General features: G+C 42.6%; 26 protein-coding genes. 6 read left to right on the forward strand and 20 right to left on the reverse strand.

Features of this window, described 5'->3' with window-relative positions; all coding sequences use genetic code 11:
• Positions 1–295: 295 nt before the first annotated feature.
• Positions 296–769: an RNA recognition motif domain-containing protein gene (locus N480_RS15080; protein WP_063373309.1), complete on the forward strand. Its 474-nt coding sequence runs from the start codon at positions 296–298 to the stop codon at positions 767–769.
• Here N480_RS15080 and murI read toward each other — a convergent pair.
• Together murI and N480_RS15090 are read right to left on the reverse strand one after the other, a co-directional pair.
• Positions 753–1,526, reverse strand: a complete 774-nt coding sequence (gene murI / locus N480_RS15085; protein ID WP_063373310.1) for a glutamate racemase — start codon at positions 1,524–1,526, stop codon at positions 753–755. The genes N480_RS15080 and murI overlap by 17 nt on opposite strands.
• A gap of 80 nt (positions 1,527–1,606) precedes the next feature.
• A complete protein-coding gene (locus tag N480_RS15090; protein ID WP_063373311.1) occupies positions 1,607–2,719 on the reverse strand; it encodes a DUF5610 domain-containing protein in 1,113 nt (370 codons plus the stop codon).
• A 161-nt stretch (positions 2,720–2,880) separates the two neighbouring features.
• Between N480_RS15090 and trmA the strand changes: the two genes are divergently transcribed.
• A complete protein-coding gene (gene trmA, locus N480_RS15095) occupies positions 2,881–3,978 on the forward strand; it encodes a tRNA (uridine(54)-C5)-methyltransferase TrmA (RefSeq protein WP_063373312.1) in 1,098 nt (365 codons plus the stop codon).
• 58 nt (positions 3,979–4,036) lie between these two features.
• On the opposite strand, the gene N480_RS15100 is transcribed toward trmA, so the two are convergent.
• From N480_RS15100 to ccoG, 4 genes are all read right to left on the reverse strand, one after another.
• Positions 4,037–4,669: a thiol:disulfide interchange protein DsbA/DsbL gene (locus N480_RS15100; protein ID WP_063373313.1), complete on the reverse strand. Its 633-nt coding sequence runs from the start codon at positions 4,667–4,669 to the stop codon at positions 4,037–4,039.
• A 13-nt stretch (positions 4,670–4,682) separates the two neighbouring features.
• Positions 4,683–5,309, reverse strand: a complete 627-nt coding sequence (locus N480_RS15105; protein WP_063373314.1) for a thiol:disulfide interchange protein DsbA/DsbL — start codon at positions 5,307–5,309, stop codon at positions 4,683–4,685.
• Between the two features lie 18 nt (positions 5,310–5,327).
• Positions 5,328–6,302 (reverse strand): serine/threonine protein kinase, encoded by a 975-nt coding sequence (locus N480_RS15110; RefSeq protein ID WP_063373315.1) that lies wholly within the window; start codon positions 6,300–6,302, stop codon positions 5,328–5,330.
• 154 nt (positions 6,303–6,456) lie between these two features.
• The gene (gene ccoG / locus N480_RS15115; protein WP_063373316.1) at positions 6,457–7,884 is read right to left on the reverse strand and encodes a cytochrome c oxidase accessory protein CcoG; all 1,428 of its coding nucleotides are present in this window, start codon (positions 7,882–7,884) and stop codon (positions 6,457–6,459) included.
• A 215-nt stretch (positions 7,885–8,099) separates the two neighbouring features.
• Between ccoG and N480_RS15120 the strand changes: the two genes are divergently transcribed.
• Positions 8,100–8,456 (forward strand): hypothetical protein, encoded by a 357-nt coding sequence (locus N480_RS15120; RefSeq protein WP_063373317.1) that lies wholly within the window; start codon positions 8,100–8,102, stop codon positions 8,454–8,456.
• 240 nt (positions 8,457–8,696) lie between these two features.
• Here the strand turns inward: N480_RS15120 and N480_RS15130 are convergent, their stop codons facing one another.
• From N480_RS15130 to gspC, 13 genes are all read right to left on the reverse strand, one after another.
• Positions 8,697–9,278, reverse strand: a complete 582-nt coding sequence (locus N480_RS15130) for a UPF0149 family protein (protein ID WP_063373319.1) — start codon at positions 9,276–9,278, stop codon at positions 8,697–8,699.
• A gap of 3 nt (positions 9,279–9,281) precedes the next feature.
• Positions 9,282–10,040, reverse strand: coding sequence for a type II secretion system protein N (locus N480_RS15135; protein ID WP_063373320.1), 759 nt, complete (start codon positions 10,038–10,040; stop codon positions 9,282–9,284).
• Between the two features lie 2 nt (positions 10,041–10,042).
• A complete protein-coding gene (gene gspM, locus N480_RS15140) occupies positions 10,043–10,519 on the reverse strand; it encodes a type II secretion system protein GspM (protein WP_063373321.1) in 477 nt (158 codons plus the stop codon).
• Entirely contained in the window at positions 10,516–11,724 is a 1,209-nt protein-coding gene (gene gspL, locus N480_RS15145) for a type II secretion system protein GspL (RefSeq protein ID WP_063373322.1), read from the reverse strand. Before gspL ends, gspM begins: the two co-directional genes overlap by 4 nt.
• A complete protein-coding gene (gene gspK, locus N480_RS15150) occupies positions 11,721–12,707 on the reverse strand; it encodes a type II secretion system minor pseudopilin GspK (protein WP_063373323.1) in 987 nt (328 codons plus the stop codon). Before gspK ends, gspL begins: the two co-directional genes overlap by 4 nt.
• Positions 12,704–13,471 (reverse strand): type II secretion system minor pseudopilin GspJ, encoded by a 768-nt coding sequence (gene gspJ / locus N480_RS15155; RefSeq protein WP_063373324.1) that lies wholly within the window; start codon positions 13,469–13,471, stop codon positions 12,704–12,706. The genes gspK and gspJ overlap by 4 nt, the downstream gene beginning before the upstream one ends.
• Positions 13,471–13,857 (reverse strand): type II secretion system minor pseudopilin GspI, encoded by a 387-nt coding sequence (gene gspI / locus N480_RS15160; RefSeq protein ID WP_063373497.1) that lies wholly within the window; start codon positions 13,855–13,857, stop codon positions 13,471–13,473. Before gspI ends, gspJ begins: the two co-directional genes overlap by 1 nt.
• Entirely contained in the window at positions 13,857–14,453 is a 597-nt protein-coding gene (gspH, locus tag N480_RS15165; RefSeq protein ID WP_063373325.1) for a type II secretion system minor pseudopilin GspH, read from the reverse strand. Before gspH ends, gspI begins: the two co-directional genes overlap by 1 nt.
• Complete coding sequence (gene gspG, locus N480_RS15170) at positions 14,453–14,878, reverse strand: type II secretion system major pseudopilin GspG (RefSeq protein ID WP_063373326.1); 426 nt, start codon at positions 14,876–14,878, stop codon at positions 14,453–14,455. Before gspG ends, gspH begins: the two co-directional genes overlap by 1 nt.
• A 78-nt stretch (positions 14,879–14,956) precedes the next feature.
• On the reverse strand, positions 14,957–16,183 hold the full coding sequence (gene gspF / locus N480_RS15175; protein WP_063373327.1) for a type II secretion system inner membrane protein GspF: 1,227 nt from the start codon (positions 16,181–16,183) through the stop codon (positions 14,957–14,959).
• On the reverse strand, positions 16,183–17,739 hold the full coding sequence (gspE, locus tag N480_RS15180) for a type II secretion system ATPase GspE (RefSeq protein WP_155732865.1): 1,557 nt from the start codon (positions 17,737–17,739) through the stop codon (positions 16,183–16,185). Before gspE ends, gspF begins: the two co-directional genes overlap by 1 nt.
• A complete protein-coding gene (gspD, locus tag N480_RS15185) occupies positions 17,732–19,792 on the reverse strand; it encodes a type II secretion system secretin GspD (protein ID WP_063373328.1) in 2,061 nt (686 codons plus the stop codon). Before gspD ends, gspE begins: the two co-directional genes overlap by 8 nt.
• 28 nt (positions 19,793–19,820) lie before the next feature.
• Positions 19,821–20,717 (reverse strand): type II secretion system protein GspC, encoded by an 897-nt coding sequence (gspC, locus tag N480_RS15190; RefSeq protein WP_063373329.1) that lies wholly within the window; start codon positions 20,715–20,717, stop codon positions 19,821–19,823.
• Positions 20,718–21,017: 300 nt separating this feature from the next.
• On the opposite strand from gspC, the gene hslR reads away from it, so the two are divergent.
• From hslR to N480_RS15205, 3 genes are all read left to right on the forward strand, one after another.
• Positions 21,018–21,392 (forward strand): ribosome-associated heat shock protein Hsp15, encoded by a 375-nt coding sequence (hslR, locus tag N480_RS15195; RefSeq protein ID WP_155732870.1) that lies wholly within the window; start codon positions 21,018–21,020, stop codon positions 21,390–21,392.
• Between the two features lie 10 nt (positions 21,393–21,402).
• Positions 21,403–22,248 (forward strand): Hsp33 family molecular chaperone HslO, encoded by an 846-nt coding sequence (hslO, locus tag N480_RS15200; protein ID WP_063373331.1) that lies wholly within the window; start codon positions 21,403–21,405, stop codon positions 22,246–22,248.
• A 261-nt stretch (positions 22,249–22,509) separates the two neighbouring features.
• Entirely contained in the window at positions 22,510–24,048 is a 1,539-nt protein-coding gene (locus N480_RS15205; protein WP_063373332.1) for a phosphoenolpyruvate carboxykinase, read from the forward strand.
• A 131-nt stretch (positions 24,049–24,179) separates the two neighbouring features.
• Here N480_RS15205 and N480_RS15210 read toward each other — a convergent pair whose 3' ends face one another.
• On the reverse strand, positions 24,180–24,521 hold the full coding sequence (locus tag N480_RS15210) for a hypothetical protein (protein WP_063373333.1): 342 nt from the start codon (positions 24,519–24,521) through the stop codon (positions 24,180–24,182).
• Positions 24,522–24,604 lie beyond the last annotated feature (83 nt).

Consider the following 24,604-nt stretch of genomic DNA (forward strand, 5'->3'; position numbering starts at 1 on the left):
GTTTAACTTTACCTTCACTTTGCTTTGCGTTTTTCGTTGCATCCCGCCGTGTCAGTGGGTGCGCATTATAGGGGGTTCTAAAATAGGATCAAGTGTTTTTTTATTAAAATTTTAAAAACATCTCCAAACGTTCAAAAACCCATCAAACATGGGCCTGGCACCGCATTAAGCTCAATAAAACGGCATAATTTTCTACAACATCTATATTTTATTATTGCGATGTTTAATTAAGTCGTTAAGATAGCACCTTTCTTTGTTAAATTAATGTGTATTCACTGTTTATTGGTAGATCGTTATGAATTCTTCAGATCGTAAAACAATACTTACTGTTCTTATACTCGCAATTTTGGGGTATGTGGTAGTAAGCTTTTTATTGGCAGATAGTCAGCTCGATACGTCGATAGTATTTGCCCTTGGGATTGTGATAGGTGGTCTGGCTATAATGACAATTAATAGAACAACTATTTCTCAGTCAGACAATGGTCAAGCAGTTCCAACCAAAACACTCTATGTAGGTAACTTACCTTACCGAGCAAATGAGCAAGCCGTAAGAGAGCTTTTTGAAGAAAAAGGTCAAGTTTTCTCTGTGCGCTTACTTAAGGATAAAAATACTGGAAAAAGAAGAGGCTTTGGTTTTGTCGAAATGTCTGAGGTAGATGCGAATAAAGCTATCAAAGACTTGAACGAAATGGAATTCCAACAACGTACTTTAAAAGTGCGCGAAGCAAAACAAAAACAGGAAGAGTCTGAGTCTAGCTCTCCAGCTTAAGTGGTTTAACACCCACTGCTGCTTCAAACCTATCCGAGGCTGTTGCATACCAATGCACTGGCCTCGCTTCTAAACCTTTGCACTCAACCAGTTTACTTGCCAACAAGTGTCTAACGCGACGCGCTATGGCTGCGCCAGAGTCAACTAGCTCTACTTTATAGGTGAAATAATCCTGAAGATGGCTTTTGATAATAGGAAAGTGCGTACAACCTAGAACAAGCCTATCCAACTCATGACATATATTGAGCCTCTCTAATTCAGCTTGTAAAAGTTCTACTTGCAACTCTTTATGCCAATAATAATGCTCCGCAATATTCACTAAAGCAGTTGAGTGATATATGTCTACTTGGCACTTACTTGCAAAAGTACTTATTAAATTTGCAGTGTATGTATTTTTCGAAGTAGCAGGTGTGGCAAGGAGTCCAATATGCTTTTTATGACTGGTCTCTGCAGCAGGCTTAATCGCGGGCACCACGCCAACAATAGGTATGTTCGTATGCTGCCTAGCCGTTTCTAAAGCATAAGTTGAAGCGGTATTACACGCAATCACTATAACATCCACTTGCTTGGCGCTTCGTTCAATCCAATTTAGTAATGCAGTCAAACGACTTTTTATGGTTTCTTGCGACTGTAGACCATAAGGCAAGAGATCGTTATCCATAACATAAGTGTATTGGACCATAGGCATGGATAATTGCAGATGTGAGAGTACACTGGTTCCACCAATACCTGAGTCGAAAACTAATACATGTGGCAAACTACACTTTCCTTTTACCTTTTTATGGGATGCGTAGTTTGCCACGGCGGATAGCTAAAATAAACAGACAGTCCCGTAATCTAACTGATTTGGTCGTTTTGTGACTCAGACTTGTCATTAAGTGCGCTAAAGTAGCTCTGCGCATAATCCAAGAATTGATTTAAACGTTGTTGTCCTTCGTTCATCCAAGCCATGATATCTGGTAATTGAGACTCAATACCCAAGGCTCTGCCTTCTTCATTAATCCCTTCAAGGCGTTTATCAAGTGGCGTGAAAGCTTCTTCTAACTCTTTCATTGGATTACTTTGCTGATATTGCGCAATGGCTGCAGAAGTCTTACTTTGCCTGAGATCCATCGTGAAGTTAGTGATCTGTTCGCTGTTGAGGCTCAACCCTTGTGCCAACTCAAAAGCCTCGTCATATTCACCAGCAAAGAAGGAATCACTTACATCTCGTATGTCTTCCATCATCGCATTAATCGCTTCTTGCTCCTCTTCATTGAGCTCGCCATTAACACTGATTGAGAAATTGACCTCTCTCTTCTGACTTTCTCCATAAGCAAAACCTTGGCCGTCACCATCTTGGTAGTAACTAGCAGCCCTACTTTTGCTGAATGCATCATTGAAAGAGATGACTACCTCATCACCTTCTGCAGTAGTAAATGCATACTCTGCTTTATTAGATAAGCTCGCAAATTGAGCGGCGCTCAGAGATACATGTTGCGGGCTTGGGTCAAAAAGCTCTTTTTCAAAGTCATCTAAGCCTTTAAATATCCCTTCTTTGGATTTTTCAATGCCATCTTTAATTTCATCATTAAATAGCCCTGACTCAGATAGCTCATCAGTCGCGTCATCTATGCCAGTTTGCACACCTTTACGAGCCTGCTCCAGCATGCTCTTGAGTGTATCGTCATCTTTACCATCGGCTTTGGCTTTATTGATGGCACCTTGGACAAACCCAAGTACATTTTTAACTATCTCTTCAAAGTCAAAAAGAGGCTTCTTCGGCTCCTCTTTTTTCTCTATACCTAACGCTTCAGCTAATTTATCATCAAGGATTTTGGCAGCAACTTGAGACTTGTTGCCTTGATACTGGTCAGTGTTTATAGATATATTTGGGATCGGCGATTTGGCTTGCGCCCCTTTATGCTGCATCGCTGGATTTAACAGCTGATTCAACTGTCCGATTTTCATGATTGCTCTCCGCTATACTCTATCAGTTAATTATCGGCCATCTGCGCAAAAGCTAAAGTTATTTTGTACAATAAAAGGGCAATTTTAGTAGCGAACACTGGACAAATGTTCTACGCCCCCTAAAATAGCGCCTCCTCGCAATATTTATAGGTAGTTTTAGCATGGCCGTGATCACCATTGATACCGCTCAGTACGAACAACAACTAGAAGAGAAGCAAAAGCGAATAAGCGCGCAGTTCGCCCGTTTCAATGCACCTACTCTTGAAGTATATGACTCAGAAAAGCAGCATTATCGACAGCGTTGTGAATTTCGCGTGTGGCACGATGGAGAAGATCTTTATCACATCATGTTTGACCAGCAAAGCAAAGAGAAGATTCGCGTCGATGAGTTTGGTCCAGGCGCACCTTTAGTTAACGAGCTTATGCAAGTGATGATGGAAAAGCTACGTCATAATGAATTATTGCGTCGCAAGTTATTTCAAATTGATTACTTGTCTACACTGAGCGGGGAAATCTTAATCAGCTTGCTTTACCACAAACCACTGGATGACAACTGGCAGGCAGAAATGGGGCAATTGAGGGCTGAATTGCAAAAAACCTATAAGATTGACTTTATCGGCCGTGCTCGAAAGCAAAAAGTCGTATTCGGCAACGATTATGTCACAGAAAGACTGACAGTAGACGGTAATGAGTATATCTACCAGCAAGTAGAAAATAGCTTCACTCAGCCTAATGCTAAGGTAAATGAAAAAATGCTTTCTTGGGCTAAGTCAATCTCTCGCGATTTATCCAACGATTTACTAGAGCTATACTGTGGCAATGGCAACTTCTCTATAGCACTCGCGGAACATTTTGACCGAGTGTTGGCAACAGAGATTTCAAAATCCTCAGTACATTCTGCACAATTCAATATCGCAGCGAATAATGTAGAGAACTTGGACATCATTCGTATGTCGAGTGAGGAATTTACTGATGCAATGCAAGGTAAGCGTCAATTTTCTCGACTGAATGGTATCGACTTAAAGTCCTATGATTGTCAAACCATTTTAGTTGATCCACCAAGAGCTGGTATGGATGAGCTAACCTGCCAACTAGTTAGTAACTACGACAACATTATCTACATTTCGTGTAATCCAGATACATTGGAAAGAGATTTAGACACACTTAGTACAACACATAACATCGCGCGTATCGCTATCTTTGATCAATTCCCCTATACCCATCATGTTGAATCGGGTGTATTTTTAACGCGTAAATAATTTACTGCAAAAACGAAAAAGCCCCGCACTATTGCGGGGCTTTCTTTTATCTATTTGCTTATTTACTCGCTAGATGGTTAATCAGCTTTGCAATGTCATCTGGATTAGTTACACCAGACTCTCTGCTAAGTATCAGCTTATATTTACCATTAACGATAAACGTTGGCACGCTCGACAACGCCCCTTTTTCTTGTAATTGCTTTTGCTGTCTCGCCATCTTTGAAGCTTTTGTGCGCACAGAGAAACTCTTGTACATTTTATCAAACTTTGCACCATCTACGCCTGCAGCCACAAATACATCTTTAACATCAGCTAGCTCATTAAACTTGGCACGCTTGGTATGAATATGTGTAAAAATAGCAGATATGATCGCATCTTTCTCTGGTAGCACACTGGCTGTCGCAAGCGCCGTTGCAATCATCTTTTGATGTTTAGGATCTCGGATACCAACAAAATCTACGTGGCTTTTTTTAAATTTTACACCATCGTCTAGTTTTGGTTTAAATTGATCGATTAGTCCTTCAAAGTTATTACAAGCAGGACAATAAAAAGAAAAGTACTCTGTCACTTCAGGCTTTTTGGTCCCACGTTCAGCAATCACCTCATAGTGCTTACCTTCTTCGAAGGTCATAGCACTTGCCGCTACAGGCAATACCAGGGCTATAAGTGCCGCTTTAATCATTTTTAACATGTTTATCTCCGTACTATTCTTTTTCTAATAGGTATTTTACTAGGTTATTAAAGTCAGCCTGACTAGAAAGTGAACTAATCTTAACAATGTACTTGTCATTAATAATAAAACTAGGCACGCCTTTTAATGCACCCGCTTCGCTAAATCGCTTTTGTTCATCTTGCATCGCTTTCTCTGCACTAATAATCGGCATACTCGCTAATGCTGCATCAAATTTTTCCGCAGATACACCATGAGCAGCGAGTAGCTTTTTAACATCGTCCATCGTTCTAAACTGACTTTGCTGAACATGGATTGTTTTGAAGATTTCATCAACCACTTGTGAGTCAACACCATGTTGCTTTGCAATTAGATAGCCATAGCTTAAGTAAGATTGTGCTTCTGGCGGCAACCCACGCATAAAATTCACGTGGCTTTTCACGAAAGGGACTTCAGCAGGTAGACTTGCTTCAAGCGCTCTTGCTGGCCCTTCAAATTTAAAGCAATGGGGACAATAGAAAGAAAAGAACTCCAAAACGCGTGGCGTTTTACTTTTTTCCACTGTTAACGTCTCGTAATGAACATTTTCCTTGTACTCTGCTGCCATAGCAGCAAGTGGCATACACAGTGCCAATATTGCTACTTTAATGGATTTTAACATGTGCTTCTCTCTTAATTTTTATGGATAAATACTTAGTGCTGGCTCATCAAGTGCAGCCAATTGTTCTTTTAGTGCTAAGATCTGCTGTTCCCAATATTTGTCTGTCGCGAACCATGAAAAGTTCCTTGGAAACGCGGGATCCTCCCAGCGTTTAGCTAACCAGCCCATATAGTGAACCATTCGCATTGCTCTCAACGGTTCTATCAATTGTAACTGACCTAAATCTAATTCACTGAACTCTTCATATCCGCCCAGTAAAGTGTCTAATTGCAGAGCTTGGTTCTGACGATCTCCGCTCAGCATCATCCACAAATCTTGGATCGCTGGACCTTGTCGGCAATCATCTAAATCAACAATCATTAATTGCTCTTGAGACCACAGAATATTGCCAGCATGACAATCTCCATGCAATCTGATCGTATCATTTACTCTAAACTTTTCTTTTGTTTTCGTAACAACTTGTTCTAAGACAGTTGAAAAAGCAAGTTCTAAAGAGTGCGGTAAACAGTCGCTCGCGAGTATGTCTTTGCTTGCTTGATCTAAGTAACTTTGTGTATCAACATTTGGACGATGTTTAAAATCATACTGTTTAGCGACACTATGAAGACGACCGATGTATCGCCCTAAAACTTCCAATTGTTCTAAATTGTCCATTTCAAATTGACGACCGCCAACACTTGGAAATAGCGCAAATCGATAGCCCTGATATTCAAACAAGCTTTCTCCATCGCGCTCTAATGGAGAAACAACGGGTACTTCTGCGTTAGCTAACTCGAAAGAAAACGCATGTTCTTCTTTAATCTGCGCGTTGAGCCAACGATTTGGTCGATAGAATTTTGCGACATAGCGTTTAGCATCGTCACTGCGGAATTGGTATACACGATTCTCGTAACTGTTCAGTGGCAGAAGCCCAGATTCAGGATAAATGCCGATACTCTCAATGGCATCCAAAATCAGATCTGGGGTGAGATTTTGATAACTAAAATCACTCATTACTGGTATCCATTTATATAACAGAGGTCTGACAACAACCTTTTCTGCCGTAAATTTTGACAGCCTAGGATAAATGGAACAACCCGCTGACGCAAAGGTTATTGTGATATTTAAGCTCGCAGCCACTGGTGTGGCTGCGGTGAGAGAAAGTTTCTTAGCGGCCTTTGAAGAAATTAGTAGGCTGCGAAATTTGCGCTTGTGCTCCTTCATTACTCGTTAGAACAAAATTAAACTCAGTTACCAGCTTCTGCAAATCATAGGGATCCATCGCAATTGATACGGGAACGTCAATTGTTGAGCCGGCAGAGACCGTTACGCTCTTTTTGCCTATTAATTGAAACTGCTCTAAACCATCAACAGAAATTGAAAAGGTCTGAGACACTTGTGCTTTATTGATAAGCTTGAGTGTATATGTATTTTCAACAAGGCCGTCATAGTTAACACGATACAACTGATTGCGATCTCGGATAATATCAAGCTCAAATGTTTTTCGCATTGCAATGTTTGCCACTAAAGCCCCACTCAAGATGAGTAAAATCAATACGTAGCCGATTAACTTTGCCCGTACAGGCTTCGTTGTTTTTTGAGCTGTCTCTAAGTTTCGCTCAGTGGTATATGAAATTAAGCCTCGCTGATAGTTCATCTTGTCCATCACACCATCACAAGCATCTATGCAGGCACCACAATTTATACATTCGTACTGTAGGCCATTGCGAATATCAATACCTGTCGGACATACTTGCACACATAGCTTGCAGTCAATGCAATCGCCAAGGCCAATCTCTCGTGGATTTTGTTTACGTCCGCGAGGCCCTCTGTTTTCACCACGCTTGCCATCATAACTAACCGTAAACGTATCTTTATCAAACATCGCTGATTGAAAGCGAGAGTATGGGCAAATATGCAGACACATAATCTCCCTCATCCAACCTGCGTTGCCATAAGTGCATACAGCAAATACGACAACACTCAGAGCCGCATACCCACTGGCAGAGAAGCTGAGTAAATCAGGTAACAAATTTTGAATTGGCGTAAAGTAACCGACAAACGTAATCGCGGTATACAAAGAAAATAGTACCCAACACAGATGTTTTGCACTTTTGCGCATCAGCTTGTCTACGTCCCAAGGCCTTTGATCGAGCTTTTTCCGCTGGTTTGCAGAGCCCTCACATTTTTCTTCAAACCAAATAAAGATAAATGTCCAAACCGTTTGTGGGCAGGTATAGCCACACCATACTCGACCGTAAAAAGTCGTCACTAGAAATAGCGCAAACGCAGCAATCATCAAAATGAAGGCTAGTATTGTTAGATCTTGTGGCCACAATGTCAGACCAAAGATATTGAATTTTTGTTCAAAGAGGTCAAACAAAACGGCTTGTTGCCCATTGTAGTTAAGCCAAGGAAGAGCCATAAACGCGAGCATACCTAAAAAACCAATTCGCTGGCGAAGGATTTGATGCATTCCCTTTACCGCCCTCACATAAATCCGATTACGTGGATTAAACCTGTCTGGCTGAAGGTTTTCTGGCTTTTGAATCTTTACATCGACGGGAATGTTTTTTACTTTGATTTTATTGTCCATAAAAGCTCCTTAAGCGCTTAGGACAGGTTACTTGCTACAGTGACCTTATATTTACTAAGGTTATTATATGCAACAGCGCGCTGTTAGCGAGCCGAAAATCGCACGACGAAGACAAAAACTACGAATATTTCCTGACCATTTCGCTTGCTTTTGATTCTTGCATTTTATTACACTGTCACTTTGATTGAGTCGAATAGATCAAATTAGCGAGCTTTATGAAAAAATATCTTTTATTAGTGTTAATAGTTCTGGCGCTATTCACCATAGATCACCCACTGATCAAAGAGCCCAGAGATAAACTTCTCCAACAGGGAGTAGAAACGCTAGGGGAAACCAGCGAGACCCAATATAGCTTGGCGGCGAAACAAGCACGTCAACTGATCAGCCAATCCATTCAGCTTTCTGAGTCAGAACGATCATACTTAAAAACAGCACTTGCGACAGACGAGAAGGTTAAAATCTTCCATTTGCGTTACTGCCAAGAGCATGAACTAAATATGTACTTTTATGGACCGAAGCTAAAAACAATTTGCGACGCAGCAGAAAAAGCCATTAAAAAGGCCGAAATGTAATGGATTTAGCTAAGTTTAATAAGTTGCGGGCGCGCTCATTCAATGACCAAAAATCACTGCTAAAAAAAATTGCAAAAGGGCAAACGGTTTTATGTTCTAAATGCAATCAAGCAATTGCGTTAAATGTCGCGGTAAAGGAAGGTGAAAAGGCATATGCAAAATGCCAAAAGGGTTGCACTTATATTGAACTGGATGTGGCTTAATCTAACGTTAGGTTAAGCCACCAATCTCACTGTGGCCTTACTCTTCATATAGCCCGCTAGCTATAGCGACCTGTTCTACCAGCTCAGCAAAAGCAGGTGCAACTTGTGTCGCAAGTTCATATTGCGCCTTACAAAACACATCTAGCTCAATACCCGTTGTTTTGCAGTAAGTTTCAACTTGCTCTTGTTCGAGACTAAAGAACCCCAATAGCTCTGTCGTGCTGATCAGGGCTTCCTTATGCTCTTCTGAGATTTCAGCTTGAGACAGCGTACTCAGATAGCCTTGACTGCCTCTTAAAAAACCAAGGCTCCATTGATGCATAACAACCCAAGGGGCACTTTCATCAAAAGGTAGCTCAAATCCACTGTTATAAACTTGCTCGCTGATGTGATGATGCAGCGCTAAAAACGCAAACACCACCTCTTCGGTAACATGTTCATCACCACAGGTCACCTCACTCAGCCACTGCTCCGGTTCAACCCCATCGGGACTGCACACGACAGCAAACAAAAAGCCCTGTACGCCCTCTAATGTCATTGCCTCAATGCCATTACTGCGTGAGCCTAGGTACTCACTTAATAGCACTTGCTGCTCTGGTCTAAAGTCAAACTCCATCATCGCTTACATGCTCACCGGGTAACGGCCTTCTGCATCAGGGCGCCCAAGAAACTTCACAGCATCATGAACTTCTTTAGGTAAAGAGGCATCAGGTTTTATATTGCCTGCAACACGGAACTGCATATTTGCGGCAAGCGTTGCATCCGCACGTAAACCCAATAAGTTTTCAGGTTCAACCATAATGGCAACATCACCCGATTTACAGCTAAGTGCGCCACTTAAGTCACCAATACTAAACCAACCAGACATACCTTTTACTTTGATTTCTGGGCTGCTGATATCACCCTCTAGTGACTCACAATATGGTTCGCCACTATTGTACTGAGCTACTTCAAGAATAACTCGGCCGCTTGCATCGACTGGCAAAGGCATATTTACTTGCTTCATTGCTTGTTCAACGCTAAACCGCAACTTAGCCTGATTTAGTTCAATGCTGTCGCCAAACAAAGAAATAGCAAAGTTGCTACGACCTGAAATCTCAGATGCGTCACGGGCATTACCAAAATTGACTTTGCCACTTAGTTGGCCTGACAACAAAGCCAAGCCATTAAGTTCCCACTTAACATTATGTAGTTGTAAATTCTGATAATTTACACCACTAAGTTGCCCTTGCCACAAAGAGCCAGAGACAGCGCCTAAACGAATATTATTGGGAATTTGAGATTGCACTAGCTGTAGTGCAACCGACGCTGGGATCGTTACCACGGTAAAAACAAGAAAAGAAAACAAAAAGACTAAGGTAATACTAACTGCATTTTTCATATTTAAATCTCTAACACCAATCGGCTGACGCGAACATATCCTTGCTGCTGCTCTTCACCTAAGTCTAAATTAGCTACTTTTACACCGTGTTGATTGGTCAATTCATCAATCCAACTAACTAGTTTATTGAATTCCACGTTATCGATATTTATACGCAGTGTATTGTCCCTTGGCTGCATCTTACTTATCTGAATACCATGTCTACCGCGTGTTCTGTTTACCAACTGAGTTAGGTTGCGATTTCCAGCAACCGCTTTGTTTCCGCCACTTGCTTTCAATTGTGCAACACTTTTAGAAACCCAAGTATGAAACTCTTTCTGCTTTTGTAAATCTTTTTGGGCATCTTCAACCCCTTTATTCAAAGGTTTAATTACGCCCATGACCAGTGCAAATATAACAAAAACGACGCCGGCAACAATCAAGAGTTTTTGTTCCTGCTCTTTCAATGATTGCCAATAGTTAATCATTTGCTGCTTCATGCTGCACCTCGAATTCTGATTTCGCCGATAACATAATCACCATCATTGTTAAGTGCACCCTGTTGTACTGTCATGCCACGCTGTTCTAGGATTGATTTAACCTGGCTAAATACCTGAAACCCTTTGGCTTTAGCGCGTACTCTAAGTTCATTGCGCTTTCTGTCATAACGGAATGTTTCAGGTGCAAAGTCACTGACTTGACCGTAAATTGCAACGAAATGATTCGTAAGCTCCAAAAAGCCGCTTTGCTCTGTACCAGATAAAGCTGCCAGCTCATTTTGGATTTGCTTGCGTAAAAGGTGGGGACGTACAACTTTGTTTGGAAATGCCTGTTTGTATACAGTCATCGCTTGTGATTTATATTGATCAGCTTCATTTTGAAGCATGACCATCTGTGCTGATTTAACAGAAACAAACGCCAGTAAAGCAATACTTGCAGCAATCACACCGGCTTTCCAATCACGCCACCACTGCGGTTGTTTCTTTTTCGCAGCAAAAGGCCCTTGGCGCAAGTTCAATGGCAAATCATTCAGGCCATTTGCAAAAATGGCGAGTGGCAATTCGTACTCAGCTTCTTTCGCTTGCAAGCTTTTAGTTGTTGCCAAATCGTGAGCTGGACTGTAGTGCGCTAGCTCAGATTCAGGCGCTAGCATTAAATAGTCAGAGACCCAATCGAGCTCAACCCCACTGATATGCCAACCAGCACTTTTAAACAACCACTGGTGCTGCAGCTGAATCGCACTTAAGACATTGTCTTCTGGACTTGGCAGCAACAAGGCATCTGGAACAATGACTGAAGGCTCAATATCAAAGTCTCCAAGTACTTCCATCCAATTTGTTAGCCACTGTAAATCACACAGCGCGATATTAATAAAGTGTTTATCATCAATAGTTGCAGGATCACCAATGGCAATAAATAGTTCGTCGATATCGCTCGCGACTTGCTCTTCCAGCATAAAAGGAAGAGCACGTTCTAATTTACGGCTCCACTTGGTGGGTAGCTCAACTTGCTTTAATTGCACACTAGATGCGGGTAGTAATAATGCAACGCTGCGTGAAGCTGCTTTTTCTGTCAGCTCGCCAATTAAACCACTATGCTCCAACTCACCACTGGCAATAATCTGAGAATCTGACTCAGACCATATCAACCAATTGACCGGTTCTTGTTGTGACTGACCTACCCGGATCAACAATTTTTCTGTCACTGAACGCCTCCAAATTTACGTGCCAATACAGTTGCTTTATTTTCTTTTATTTCGAGTATTGAAGTCATTTTAAACAACCGCTCATCAAACGAAGCCTTAGCACGCAACTTAAAATAATTACTTGTTATTGTGAATATTTTCTCAGCATCTTTGACATCCTGAGCACCTTGATTCTTCGCTTCGGTAATAAAGTCTTGCAGGTTATCAAACCCTTCTTCTGGACGGGCGGCAATCACCGCTTCCGCACCAGATAACTCCAACCCTTCGACAAGCGCACTAATTAACAGCGCCTGCTCAGGCAAAACTGTATTGACGTTAATCGACAATTCAGTGTTGCCAGGGATCACACATACGTATGGTAAGAGTTTTTCCATTACCAAAGGATTAAATCCCTTTATGACTCGAAGTTCACTCTCCGACGCCATTAAATTATTCGCGGTCATGTAAGGCATTTGTCGTGACATGTATTCATCTTCTTCCGCACCTGAGCGAAACGTAATGCTGTCTTCATCTAGCCAATCATACACGCTGTCTGCCATCGCTTCTTCACTTTCTTGTGACGGCAAATCCTCAATATTTTTCAATAGCTCAAGCAAGGCTCTATGCGCTGGATTTGTCGCAGTGGAGCTGCCCTTCGCCTGTTGATCCTTTGGCGCTCTGAGCGCATTCAAATTCAAGCAAGCTTGTAAGTCCGTTACTTTACCACTTAAAGTGCCATGATCTACTGGATATGGTACTTCATCAATCGCCCATGGTTGACCAAGGTGTACTTTATCAGGGTCGTCCTTACGACTTTCCAACAATACTTTCTTGACTAACTCCTCAGCACCATAGCTGTACCACTTTGCCTGCTGATGGGTCTGGATATTAGCGGCCTTCTGTACTTGCACCATTAAAGACGAGGACATTTCCGCAGCTAAACTGGCAGCAAGTGCAACAATAAACAATACAATAATTAACGCAGCGCCTTGTTGATTCCTCATGGTCTACCACCTCGCTGGCTGTTATTACCATTCCTGTTATTGCCATTTCTGTTATCGTTATTACCGTTTAGGCCATCGCTTGCGCTATCGAGTCCATTGTCACCGGGACTGTTTCTGCCACCACTTTGTCCCGTTTTAGCTTGCTCGACTTTGCCATCGCCTGGTGTCAAAAAAATGCGTCTCATAGGCTCAGAGTCTTCACGCTGAATGGTCACGGCAACAGCTAAAGGAAGCGCTTTAATTTGCCAGTTGTCTTGCCATTTTTGTTTGTCGTCAAGAAACTCAAATTTCAATTCTTCGACGTTCTCAAGTAAAACTTGTGCCCTTGGCTCTGAACCATCTAATTCATCGACATAAACGCGATAAACACGCTCAAGGTTATCGTCTTTTACTCGATAGCCCACGGCTTGTAACTCTGAGCGAGGTAATAAGCTCACAGGGTTGGTCCAACCATCCCGGATAAAAGCAATGCCGTCATATTGACTTTCTAGTGAGTATCGACCGTGAATAATGTACGTTGGGCTGAAATCGCCCGCCTCATTGCGTACTTCACGTTTGGTCATTTGGTTAAAATCTTGGTCCATCAAACGAAAAGTCGTTTGCAACCCTTCAAGCTCTGCGATTGTCTCATCAGATGCTTCTTTTGCTTTGATTGATGTATCCAAAATCTGGTGAGACGCAGTCACTATAAAGGCTAGAATCACCAGTGCGACCATCACTTCTATCAGTGTAAAACCTGTCTGAGAACGCTTGCCCTTGAACATTACTTTTTGCCCTTATGCAGAAAAGTAGTCAAGTCGTAAATAGAGTGCTCTCTGCGTTCATCTTCAAACACTTCAATGGTTAACTTAACGAACTGAGGATCTTCCGTTTTTTCGACTTGCTGGCTCCAATACCAAGTATGGCCTGCAAACTCCTCATCACCCTTGTCGGTATTTTTACCGCTCCATTTACCATCACTGGCTTTAGCTCGAGCCATAACCATTTGGTTTTCCGCAACCCAAGCCGCATAGGTCTGTTGCTCAATCGTGCTCATATGGTTGATATGTGCACCCGTTGCTTGTAAAGCAGCGATACCTGCTACGGCGCAGATCCCCATAGCGACCATCACCTCGAGTAAGGTAAATCCAGCTTGCCTTGATGTGCGCATCATTCAGGTTCCTGCCTTAGTTTCACCGGAGCCATAAACTCTCCCTCAATAAAATAGACGGGTTCAGGCTCCTCAGTAAGCTCTAGCGATATTTGAAAGGCGCTCACTTCACCAGAAGATAAGATGAGTACTTGTGGGATCTTCTTTTTTTTCAGCTCTAGCAAATTGTCTTCTTCACCAGAGCCCATAATTTCTTGCCAGTTGGATTGCTCTAGCAAATTATCTTGAGACCAAGAAAGATCGTCTAAATTCAGCTCGACTTTATACTCTTTTGGGTACTCAATCGGCTTATAAAGCTCTTCGGCTTCGAAAGTAGTCCATTGCTCACCGTCGAAGACCAAAAACTCTATCGTTTGTTTATCTAGATGAAGACCCAACTCAACCTGATTCAATACCGCAAACTCAGATGCTAAATTAATAATGCCATGTAATTTAAGCGCTTCTTTTTCTAGCAGCTGCTCATCACTCTCACCCACCGTGAATGTTACAAGTTGGATGGAAAATCCGATTATCAGAATAACAACCAAGATCTCAAGCAGGCTGAACCCGCGAGATCTTGATGTATTAATGGCTGGCGTCTTCACTGATAACTGCATTAGCGGTCTTCTTCGTCTCTCCAGTTACCGATGTCATCTTCGGTACCTACTTCACCATCAGGGCCCATTGAGAAAATATCAATTTTACCAATTTCTCCCGGGCTCACTAGCTGGTATGGGTTATCCCAAGGATCTAGTGGTAATTTATCCAAAAAGCCGCCATCAGGAAAACGTTTTGGTACCGGGTCAATCGTGGTTTTTTCTACAAGCGCTTCCAAGCCTTGCTCTGTCGTTGGGTAACGCTTATTTTGCAACTTGTAAATCTTCATGGCACTTTCAATCTGCGTGATATCAAGATTTGCTTTATCAATTGCGGCTTGTTCTTGGTTACCCATAATGTTTGGTGCCACGATAGACATGATCATACCGATAATCACCAGTACTACCATTACCTCTAGTAATGAAAAACCGGATTGTTTCTTCACAATTTATACCTCTATGCTGTTTGCACTGCACCGCGCTGTTTGCTTGGTGTTACATGCGTTTATCTTTAAATTATTGGACTACAGGCCAATCGCTTTGTTCATCGCCATAATAGGCTGAAGAATCGCCATTACGATGAACAATACAATAAGTGCCATACTGGCAATCATTGCTGGCTCTAGCAGTTTTAGTGAAACGTTAACCATACTTTCGAATTCCCTGTCTTGGTTATTGGCGGCTCTTTCAAGCATTTGTTCCAGTTCACCTGACTTTTCACCACTGGCAATCATGTGCAGCATCATGGGTGGGAATAGCTTGGTTTGATGTAATGCGGCTTTGAGGCTTGCACCTTCACTCACATGAGTAGCAGCTTCAGCTACTGCCGCTTTTATTTTCTCATTTTCAAGTACCTGCCCAGAGATTTTCATTCCCTCTAATAGCGGCACTGCACTTGAAGACAAAATACTTAATGTTCTAGCAAATCTTGCCGTATTGATACCACGACTGATTTTACCAACTCCCGGCATTTGCAATAGTTTTGTGTCATACCAAAAGCGTGCTTTAGGGCGCTTTAACGTTTGCTGAATAGCAACAATTGCCCCACCTAAAGCCACCGTCGCCTGCATCCAATAATCTTGTACAAAGTTACTGGCAGCCAATACCCATTCGGTCGTCCAGGGCAAAACCTGATTAGACTTTTCGAAGGTTTTTAGTATTTCAGGTACTACTGTACCCAGCAAAACAGCCACAATGGCAATTGCAAAAACAACCAAAATCGTTGGATAAACCATCGCCTGTGTAATCTGACTGCGCATATGTTGGCGTTGCTCTGTGTAATCGGCGAGACGATTAAGAACTTCGTCCAAGTGCCCTGACTTTTCACCTGCGGCAACCATTGAGCGATACAAGTTGTCAAATACATGAGGGAATTCGGACATGCCATCAGCCAAGGTATAACCCTCAACAACTTTTGAACGCACGGCCATTAACATTCGTTTCAAACGTGGTTTTTCACACTGTTCAGCGACGGCCATCACCGCGGCTTCTACAGGTAAAGAAGACTGTATTAATGTGGCTAACTGTCTGGTAATAAGTGCAATGTCACTGACCGAGGGCTTATAACCCCTTGATAGACTAAAGCCTCCACTGGCCTGAGATTTTTCTTTCTCAGCAGCAGGCTCTACATCCAATGGCATCATCGCTTTTTCACGGAGCATCTGTCTAACTTGCTTGGCCGTGTCCGCCTCCAGAATTCCTTTCTTTTCCTTACCCTTCGCGTCTAAGGCGCGATACTCAAATGCAGCCATTATCCTTCCTCACGCGTAACTCGCATGACTTCCTCAAGTGTTGTTTGCCCGTCTAATACACGTGCAATACCATCTTGGCGGATACTTGGGCTATGTTTGCGAATATACTTTTCAACCGCCTGCTCACCCTTACCATTGTGGATAAGCTCACGAATGTGCTCGTCAACCACTAATAACTCGTGGATACCAGTCCGGCCTTTGTAGCCATTGAAGTTACACTCTTCACAACCCACCGCGCGGAAAATGGTGGTTTTGGAACCTTTATCAACACCTAGCAGTTCACACTCACGCTCATCAGCTAGATGAGGTTCTTTACAACTAGGGCACAATGTACGTACTAGTCGCTGTGATAACACCCCAAGTAAAGATGAAGACAATAGGAAAGGCTCAACCCCCATATCTTCCATACGGGTAATCGCACCAGATGCAGTATTAGTGTGCAGTGTCGACATTACCAAGTGACCGGTGAGTGAAGCCTGTACAGCAATCTGACCCGTTTCTAAGTCTCGGATCTCACCAACCATTACCACATCAGGGTCTTGACGTAAGATAGCACGCAGACCCCTTGCAAAAGTCATATCAACCTTTGGGTTAACCTGTGTTTGACCAATGCCTGGGATTTCATATTCTATTGGATCTTCCACCGTAAGAATATTACGGTCTTTGGAATTAATCTGGGTCATCCCCGCATACAAAGTGGTACTTTTACCGGAACCTGTCGGTCCAGTTACCAAGATAATACCGTGCGGCTTTGCAATAATTTCCGAAAATAAATCTCGGTTGCGCTCTGTCATACCGAGATCTTCTAGGTTCAAGCGAGCGTTGTTTTTATCTAGCAAACGTAATACAACGCGCTCACCAAAGCTTGATGGCATTGTCGATACACGTACATCAACGGCACGACCTGCGATCCTCAAGCTAATACGACCGTCTTGCGGTACGCGTTTTTCGGCAATATCTAGCTTCGCCATTACCTTAATACGAGATACCAATAACGATGATAATTTACGATTAGGCTGTAGTACCTCTTTCAAGACACCATCAACCCTGAAGCGAATTACCAACTGTGTTTCAAACGTTTCAATGTGAATATCCGAAGCACCTTCTTTGATTGCTTCACTCAACATCGCGTTGATCAGTTTAATGATAGGTGCATCATCGTCTGCGGCAAGCAGGTCTTCTGTTTGTGGCATTTCTTCAGCCAACGAAAACAGATCCACCTCGTTACCAATATCTTCCATCATTTGCTGTGTTTCTGAGCTGTCTCGTTGATACGAAGCTTCTAACAGCAGTTCGAACTTTTCTTCATCGATGACTTCGATATTAAAGCCCGAACCCGCAACACGGCGAACTTCCAGTAATGCTTCGAGAGAAACATCCCCTTTATGGAATACTTTTAACCCCTTAGGGTCATCGCTTAGTAGCACCCCTTCGCGGCGAGCGAAAGAGAAAGGTAGCCTAAGCTGTGCCTGCTCATCATTGAGCGCTTCATCGGCAGCGGCTGTCACTTCACTTTCGACTGGTGCCTCTACAACACTCAAGCTGGCATCAGTCATCTTTCTTCTCGTTTTGTTGATGTAAGAATTCTTCATACGTTGGTGGTAGTACCATCGCATCGTTCCATTCAGGCAATACCGGCGCATCTTCAAATGGCATTAAATCGATACCATCATCATGCTTTTTAAGTTGCTCGTTACGGATGAACTTATACTTCGCGTGGCTTAACTCATTCATGCTGCGGCTATCACGTACAATTGTCGGACGAATGAAAACTAACAGGTTACGCTTACGCTTACTGGTATTTGTCGACTTAAACAAATGACCTAAGATAGGGATATCACCTAGCAATGGTACCTTTGATACACTTTCTTGTACGTCTTCATCAATAAGACCACCAAGAATTACCATGCCACCATCGTCAGCAATTACGGTTGTGTTAATCGCACGTTTGTTCACTGAAATATCAACAGAGGTAGCTCCACTGACACTAGAGACTTCTTGTTCAATCGTTAACTGAACCGCGGTACCATCATTGATCTGTGGTGTCACTTTCAGCTTAATACCAACTTCCTGACGGTCAACTGTCTGGAATGGGTTGGAGTTGTTATCACCCGCTGCAGAACCTGTGATAATCGGTACTTCTTGACCCACAATCATAGACGCTTCTTCGTTATCCATAGTTGTAACAGACGGAGTCGCTAGAATGTTTGAGTTCGTGTCCGTAGAAACCGCTTGAATAATTGCACCCCAGTCGTTTTTAACGACACCGGCTGCCAAGCCATTTACACCACCTAACAGCTGACCTAATGCATTTAAGTCACCTTCAACCGTTTCTTCAAAGTCATTTAGCTCTGCATTTTCGCCAGTAACGGTTCTTTTAATGGTTTTGTCACGGGCTTGCTCAGCAGCAACGGCCAAGGCACCAACTGGTACGGTTGTACCATTGTTAAACTGCAACATGCCACCTTGCTCAGTGATCCACTGTAAGCCAAAGTTGATGCCATCGCCTTCCAGTACTTCAACCACAATTGCCTCAACCAAAACCTGAGCACGACGTACGTCCAGCTTTTCAATCACGTTTGCCAATGAACGCATCGTGTCTGGTTGCGCAGTGATAACCAATGAATTTGAGTCTGCGTGCGCTTCAATACTGGTTTCATTGCGGTTACTACTGCGTGAACGCGTAGATTTACCACCGCCCTGCGCTTCTTCTTGCAGCGTTTTACTGACACCTTGAAGGACTTTCACCAAGTCTTCAGCTTTAGCGTAGTCGAGATAAAATACCTGAGTATTACCTTGATTCTCTAGTTCATCATCAAGGCGTCTAATCAGTTCAATCGCTTTGGTACGCGCTTGGCTCTCACCACTTACAACCACACTATTGGTACGACCATCGGCAACAATTTTAGGAATTAGGAACTCTGGTACTCGACCTTTACCCGTGTCTTTATAGATTTTTTCAACAACTTGAACGACATCATCCGCTGTTGCATGCTTTAATCTAACAATGTCTACACGTTGGTCACCCGCCTGATCCACTGACTGAATAATATTTACGAGACGGTTTACTGAGGCAGCGTGGCCTGTCAGCATCATGACGTTGGCAGAGTTAAAGTTTGTAACGTGACCACCATCTTTTTGGTCACTGAATTGACGGATCAGAGGGCCAAGCTCTTGTACCGATACATTTTTAACTTCCACAACACGTGTGATCATGACATCGCCATCACCTTCACTGTTGTCGTTGACCAAAGGTACATTCGATTTTTTAGCATCAGAGCTACGTACAACTTTCATGATGCCATTTGGCATTTCTACAACTGAGTAACCGTAAACCTCTAATACACTTAAGAAAAACTGATAATACAGCTCTTCATCCATCAGCTCGAAACTACGAACGTTGATGTTGCCGCGAACATTAGGGTCGATGATGATTGTTTTGTTGAGTGTTTTGCCTACGATGAGGATAAACTCATTTATATCGGTACCCTTGAAGTTAGCCGCATACTCAACAGCAGAAACAGACAATGACAAACCAGCCGCAAACAACAGAGCTGCATATTTAGCTAACCCTTTTCTGATTCTTGTGAGGTGTAGCTTTCTACCCATTATTCTTAAACTCCAAAATTAGTGTCTTTTACAGGCTAAATTGCACATCTAAGATGCGACCATCGCGTTCAATAGTTATGTTAGCATCAGTGCTCTCTCTGAGCTCGTTCATTGCCGTCATAGCCTGTTTCATATCCGTGAGTTGGTAACCATTAATAGCAATGGCTAGATCGTTATTTTTTAGTCCCATCTTTTTGAAAAGTTCAGGATCTTTGCCAGGGCGTAAACGGTAACCAACTAGCTGACCGTTGCGACGCTCTGGCGAAATTCTTATATAATCGAATAGTTTACCCGGCTCATTGAGTAACTCTTGGCGACGCTGTGCAAGCTCAGAGCGCGTGTCATCGCTAATTTTCCGCGTTTTCGGTTCTGAATTACGCTTAGGCGTTGTTGGCATCGCAACCTGCTGAGTAAAGTCTAAGCCATCCAACATCAGAGTTTCAAAACGACCACTGACATCTAAAATAACGCGATCCGGCAATACTTGCGCTAATTTTGCCCGCGTACCTTTTACCACATCCTGTACCAAGTAAGTTTCTTGTCTGCCCTGTGATTCAATAATAGCAAGGCCAGCTACATCATTCTGACTGATAGCGACAATGCCGGTCAGTCGCACATTAAGCTGGGTTTCTGGTGCATTAGATATTACCGGTTTAGGCTTACTCTCTTCTTTAGGTCTCTCGTTTGCTTTCCCAAATATATTTTGGGCCAAGATAGAGCTACTACTGACAGTCTGTTGCGCGCTTTGAGAGTGAATAGGACTTGTAGAAAGAAGTTTCGTTTCTGGCTTGGGCCAGAGCAGCCAAAACAGCTGTGAAAGAAGAAAAGCAATATATACAACAGCCAAAAATACCACCGCACGACTCAGTTTCGCATGGGGCAAGCCTTGTATTATTTTCTGTAACTGTTGTATCTGTAATTCCATATAAAATTTCTTTAATGAGACTTTTTCTTATTCTATTGAGCGCCTCAGTGTACCGTTTCAACCTCGATTCAACAAGCGCCCAAATATGAAACTTTAATTTAAATCGGTACAAGGTATGACACGATACAAATGAACACAACATTAACCGTTTGTTCAAACTTCTCTGAAGCGCCTTCCCTGCTTGCTCTAGTGCTATGCTTTTTTTGGCGGTCAAAATATGATAAATTTTACCGCTTAGCAATATGCCAACATAGTTAATGAATTGTGACAAAAGTCAACCCAGAAAACAACCAAGATGATATGAAAGTCAGATTGGACAAGTGGCTTTGGGCCGCGCGATTTTACAAGACGCGTACAATTGCCCGCGAAATGATCCAAGGTGGTAAAGTTAGATATAACGGCCAGCGGTGTAAACCGAGCCGCCATGTCGATGTTGGTGCCAAGATTGAACTGGCACAGGGTCACGATGAAAAACACATCACCGTTTTGAAGTTAATGGAAAAACGTCAAGCAGCGCCGATTGCTCAAACTCTTTATGAAGAATCAGCAGAGAGTATAGAGAAGCGCGCACAAAATGCCATTGCTAGGAAAAACAATAGTTTCTTTGCCCCACGTCCGGAGCATAAGCCAGATAAAAAGCAACGTCGAGAGTTGCTTAAACTGAAATCAAATTAGGGTCTCTTAGATGAAACAAGATTTACTTCATCGCTATATTTTTGATGATCTCGATGTACGAGGTGAACTAGTACAGATCGAGCACACACTGAAAGACATCGTTGCCGGCCACAATTACCCGGCAGAGGTTCAGACTTTACTTGGAGAGTTATTGGTCGCATCGAGCCTACTAACTGCAACACTAAAGTTTGAAGGTGATATCGCCGTTCAACTTCAAGGGGACGGGCCGGTAAAATATGCTGTTATCAATGGTAACCACCAACAAAATATGCGCGGTATCGCGCGCGTTGAGGGCCCAATTACGGGCTCTGGTATCAACGATCTAATCGGCAAAGGCCATATGATCATCACTATCTCACCAGAAAAAGGTGAGAGATACCAAGGCGTCGTGCCACTGACTTCCGACTCGCTTGCTAAGTGTTTAGAAGATTACTTTGTACAATCAGAGCAATTACAAACACGTTTGTGGTTTGCAACTGATATAAATGAAGAGTCAGTTAAAGCGGCCGGCTTATTCTTGCAAGTATTGCCAGTCAATAAAGAAAAGTCACAAAGCGACTTTGAACATTTGGAAGCGATCAGCGATACCATTAAAGACGAAGAGTTGCTTAATCTCGATGCTAAAACAGTTTTAACGCGCTTGTATCATGAAGACAACCCAAAGCTGTTTGAACCTCAAGCTGTCAACTTTGTGTGTGGGTGTAGCAGAGAAAAAACCATCAGTGCACTTGTGAATGTTGGTCAAGCAGCATTACTGGAAGATATTGAGCAACACGGAGAGGTTAAATTAAGTTGTCACTATTGCCTCACTGATTACCGCTTTTCTGAACAAGACATCAAGTCAATTTTTAATTAAATAAGGTACATCTTGTTTAATTAATCGAAGACCGCCAATTTGGCGGTTTTTTTATTGCAAAAATATGATACCGGTGTCATTTAAAAGTGACTTTTTATGACACCGGTATCATTGAAATTATTCACTTTTTTTGACAAAAAATTGCAATTTCACCCCCCTTTAGGGCTCGAATATCACAAATGCTTCTGTTAGTATGAAATCAAGCTTTAGGTACTAATTAACCAGAGCTATCCCGTTCAATTCTCACATTTAGGTAAAAACATGACTTCAAGCGCTACTCGTTTTGTCGATTTAACTGCAGCTGAACTTGTCGAACACGCCATTTCGCGTGGTGAAGGGACTTTAGCAGCTAATGGAGCTTTTGTAGCAAAAACAGGCCGCCGCACAGGTCGTTCACCAAACGACCGTTTTATCGTTAAAGAGCCAAGCACTGAAAATGATATCCAATGGGGCAACGTTAACCGCCCATTCGATGCAGAAAAGTTTGACGCGCTTTGGACACGTGTTGAAGCGCACGTGCACAGCAACGACCACTTTGTCTCTCACTTAGAAGTAGGTTCAGATCCAGAGCACTATCTACCAGTTGTCGTTACAACTGAAACTGCATGGCATCATATCTTTGCGAAGAACATGTTTATCGAACCTAGCAAGTATAATGCTGCTGATTTACCCCAATGGCAGGTAATGAATGTACCTTCATTTGTATGTGACCCTGAGCGTGATGGCACAAACAGTGATGGTACTGTTATTATCAACTTTGCAGAGCGCAAAGTGCTAATCGCAGGTATGCATTACGCCGGTGAAATGAAGAAATCAATGTTCTCTGTACAGAACTTCCTACTACCAGCTAAAGGCGTATTGCCAATGCACTGTAGTGCAAACGTTGGTGAAGAAGGCGATACAACATTATTCTTCGGCCTTTCAGGTACAGGTAAAACCACGCTTTCAGCTGACCCTAAACGTTTCCTTATTGGTGATGATGAGCACGGCTGGGCACCGGGCAGCGTATTTAATATTGAAGGTGGTTGTTACGCTAAATGTATCGACTTATCTCAGAAAAATGAGCCAGTTATCTGGAATGCAATTAAGTTTGGTACAATCTTAGAAAACGTTGTACTTGATGAAAACCGCGTACCTGACTTTGCAGATACAAGCCTAACGCAAAATACACGTGCAGCATATCCGCTTGAGCACGTTGAAAAGCGTAAAGTTGAGAACCGTGCAGGTGAGCCTCGTGCAGTCGTTTTCTTAACATGTGACGTAAGCGGTGTTTTACCTCCTGTTTCTATCTTGTCAGAAGAAGCTGCAGCTTATCACTTCCTAAGTGGTTACACTGCAAAAGTAGGTTCAACTGAAATTGGCTCAACGTCTGACATCGAGTCAACATTCTCAACATGTTTTGGCGCTCCGTTCTTCCCACGCCCTGCTGGCGTTTACGCAGAACTTCTAATGAAGCGTGTACGTGAGTTTGGTGCAAAAGTTTACCTTGTAAACACTGGTTGGACTGGTGGTCCTTATGGCGTAGGTAAACGTTTTGACATTCCTACTACTCGTGCTGTTATTGACGCTATCGTTAACGACACACTGGAAGGCGTAGAAACTCGACACATCGAAGCTCTTAACCTAGACGTACCAGTTGCTGTAGAAGGTGTTGATGAGAAGCTTCTTAACCCAATTAATACTTGGGAAGACAAAGAGAAGTACACAGAGTATGCTGCAAAACTAGCTGCGGACTTCAAAGCTAACTTCGAGAAATACGACGTATCTGACGCGATTAAGTCAGCTGGCCCTCGTGGTTAAAAGCTAAACCAATTCCTTTATCAAAAGCGCCCCTCGTTGGGCGTTTTTTTGTGCCTGCAAATTGCTAACTATATTTTGAATGTCGTTAAACAAATAGAAGCGTAGCTTCCGCTACACTTCACATAGTTTAATTAGCAAAGTCTCTGTGCTGATGCAAAACGACCTCTCAAACCGCGATACTCCTTATGAAGCTTAGTTTTTGAATAAGCTTCAATCCTAAAGTCGACAGGAATGATCGTGTTGTAGTCAATGTCATGATACACATAGGTGAGAATGCGGCATTTATTGGTTATATTCGCCACTTCATCCGTTCTTAAAATATAACGGAAGTATTTTTTGTACTCAGGAATAGACATACCAGCTGTGGTAAACTGATCCTCTAGTGAGAACACAATTTCTCCAAATTCACCCACTTGACTAAGTGGCTCAACTTCTTTTGAAACAGCATTAAAACTTAAGATACTGGCCGCCATCACAGCGATTGCAACTAATTTCTTTATAATATCTCCTTATGATTATTCAAGTTAAAGTAATTGCACGAACAATGTACCTTGAA

The sequence above is a fragment of the Pseudoalteromonas luteoviolacea S2607 genome (assembly GCF_001625575.1).
Taxonomy (GTDB): Bacteria; Pseudomonadota; Gammaproteobacteria; order Enterobacterales; family Alteromonadaceae; genus Pseudoalteromonas; species Pseudoalteromonas luteoviolacea_E.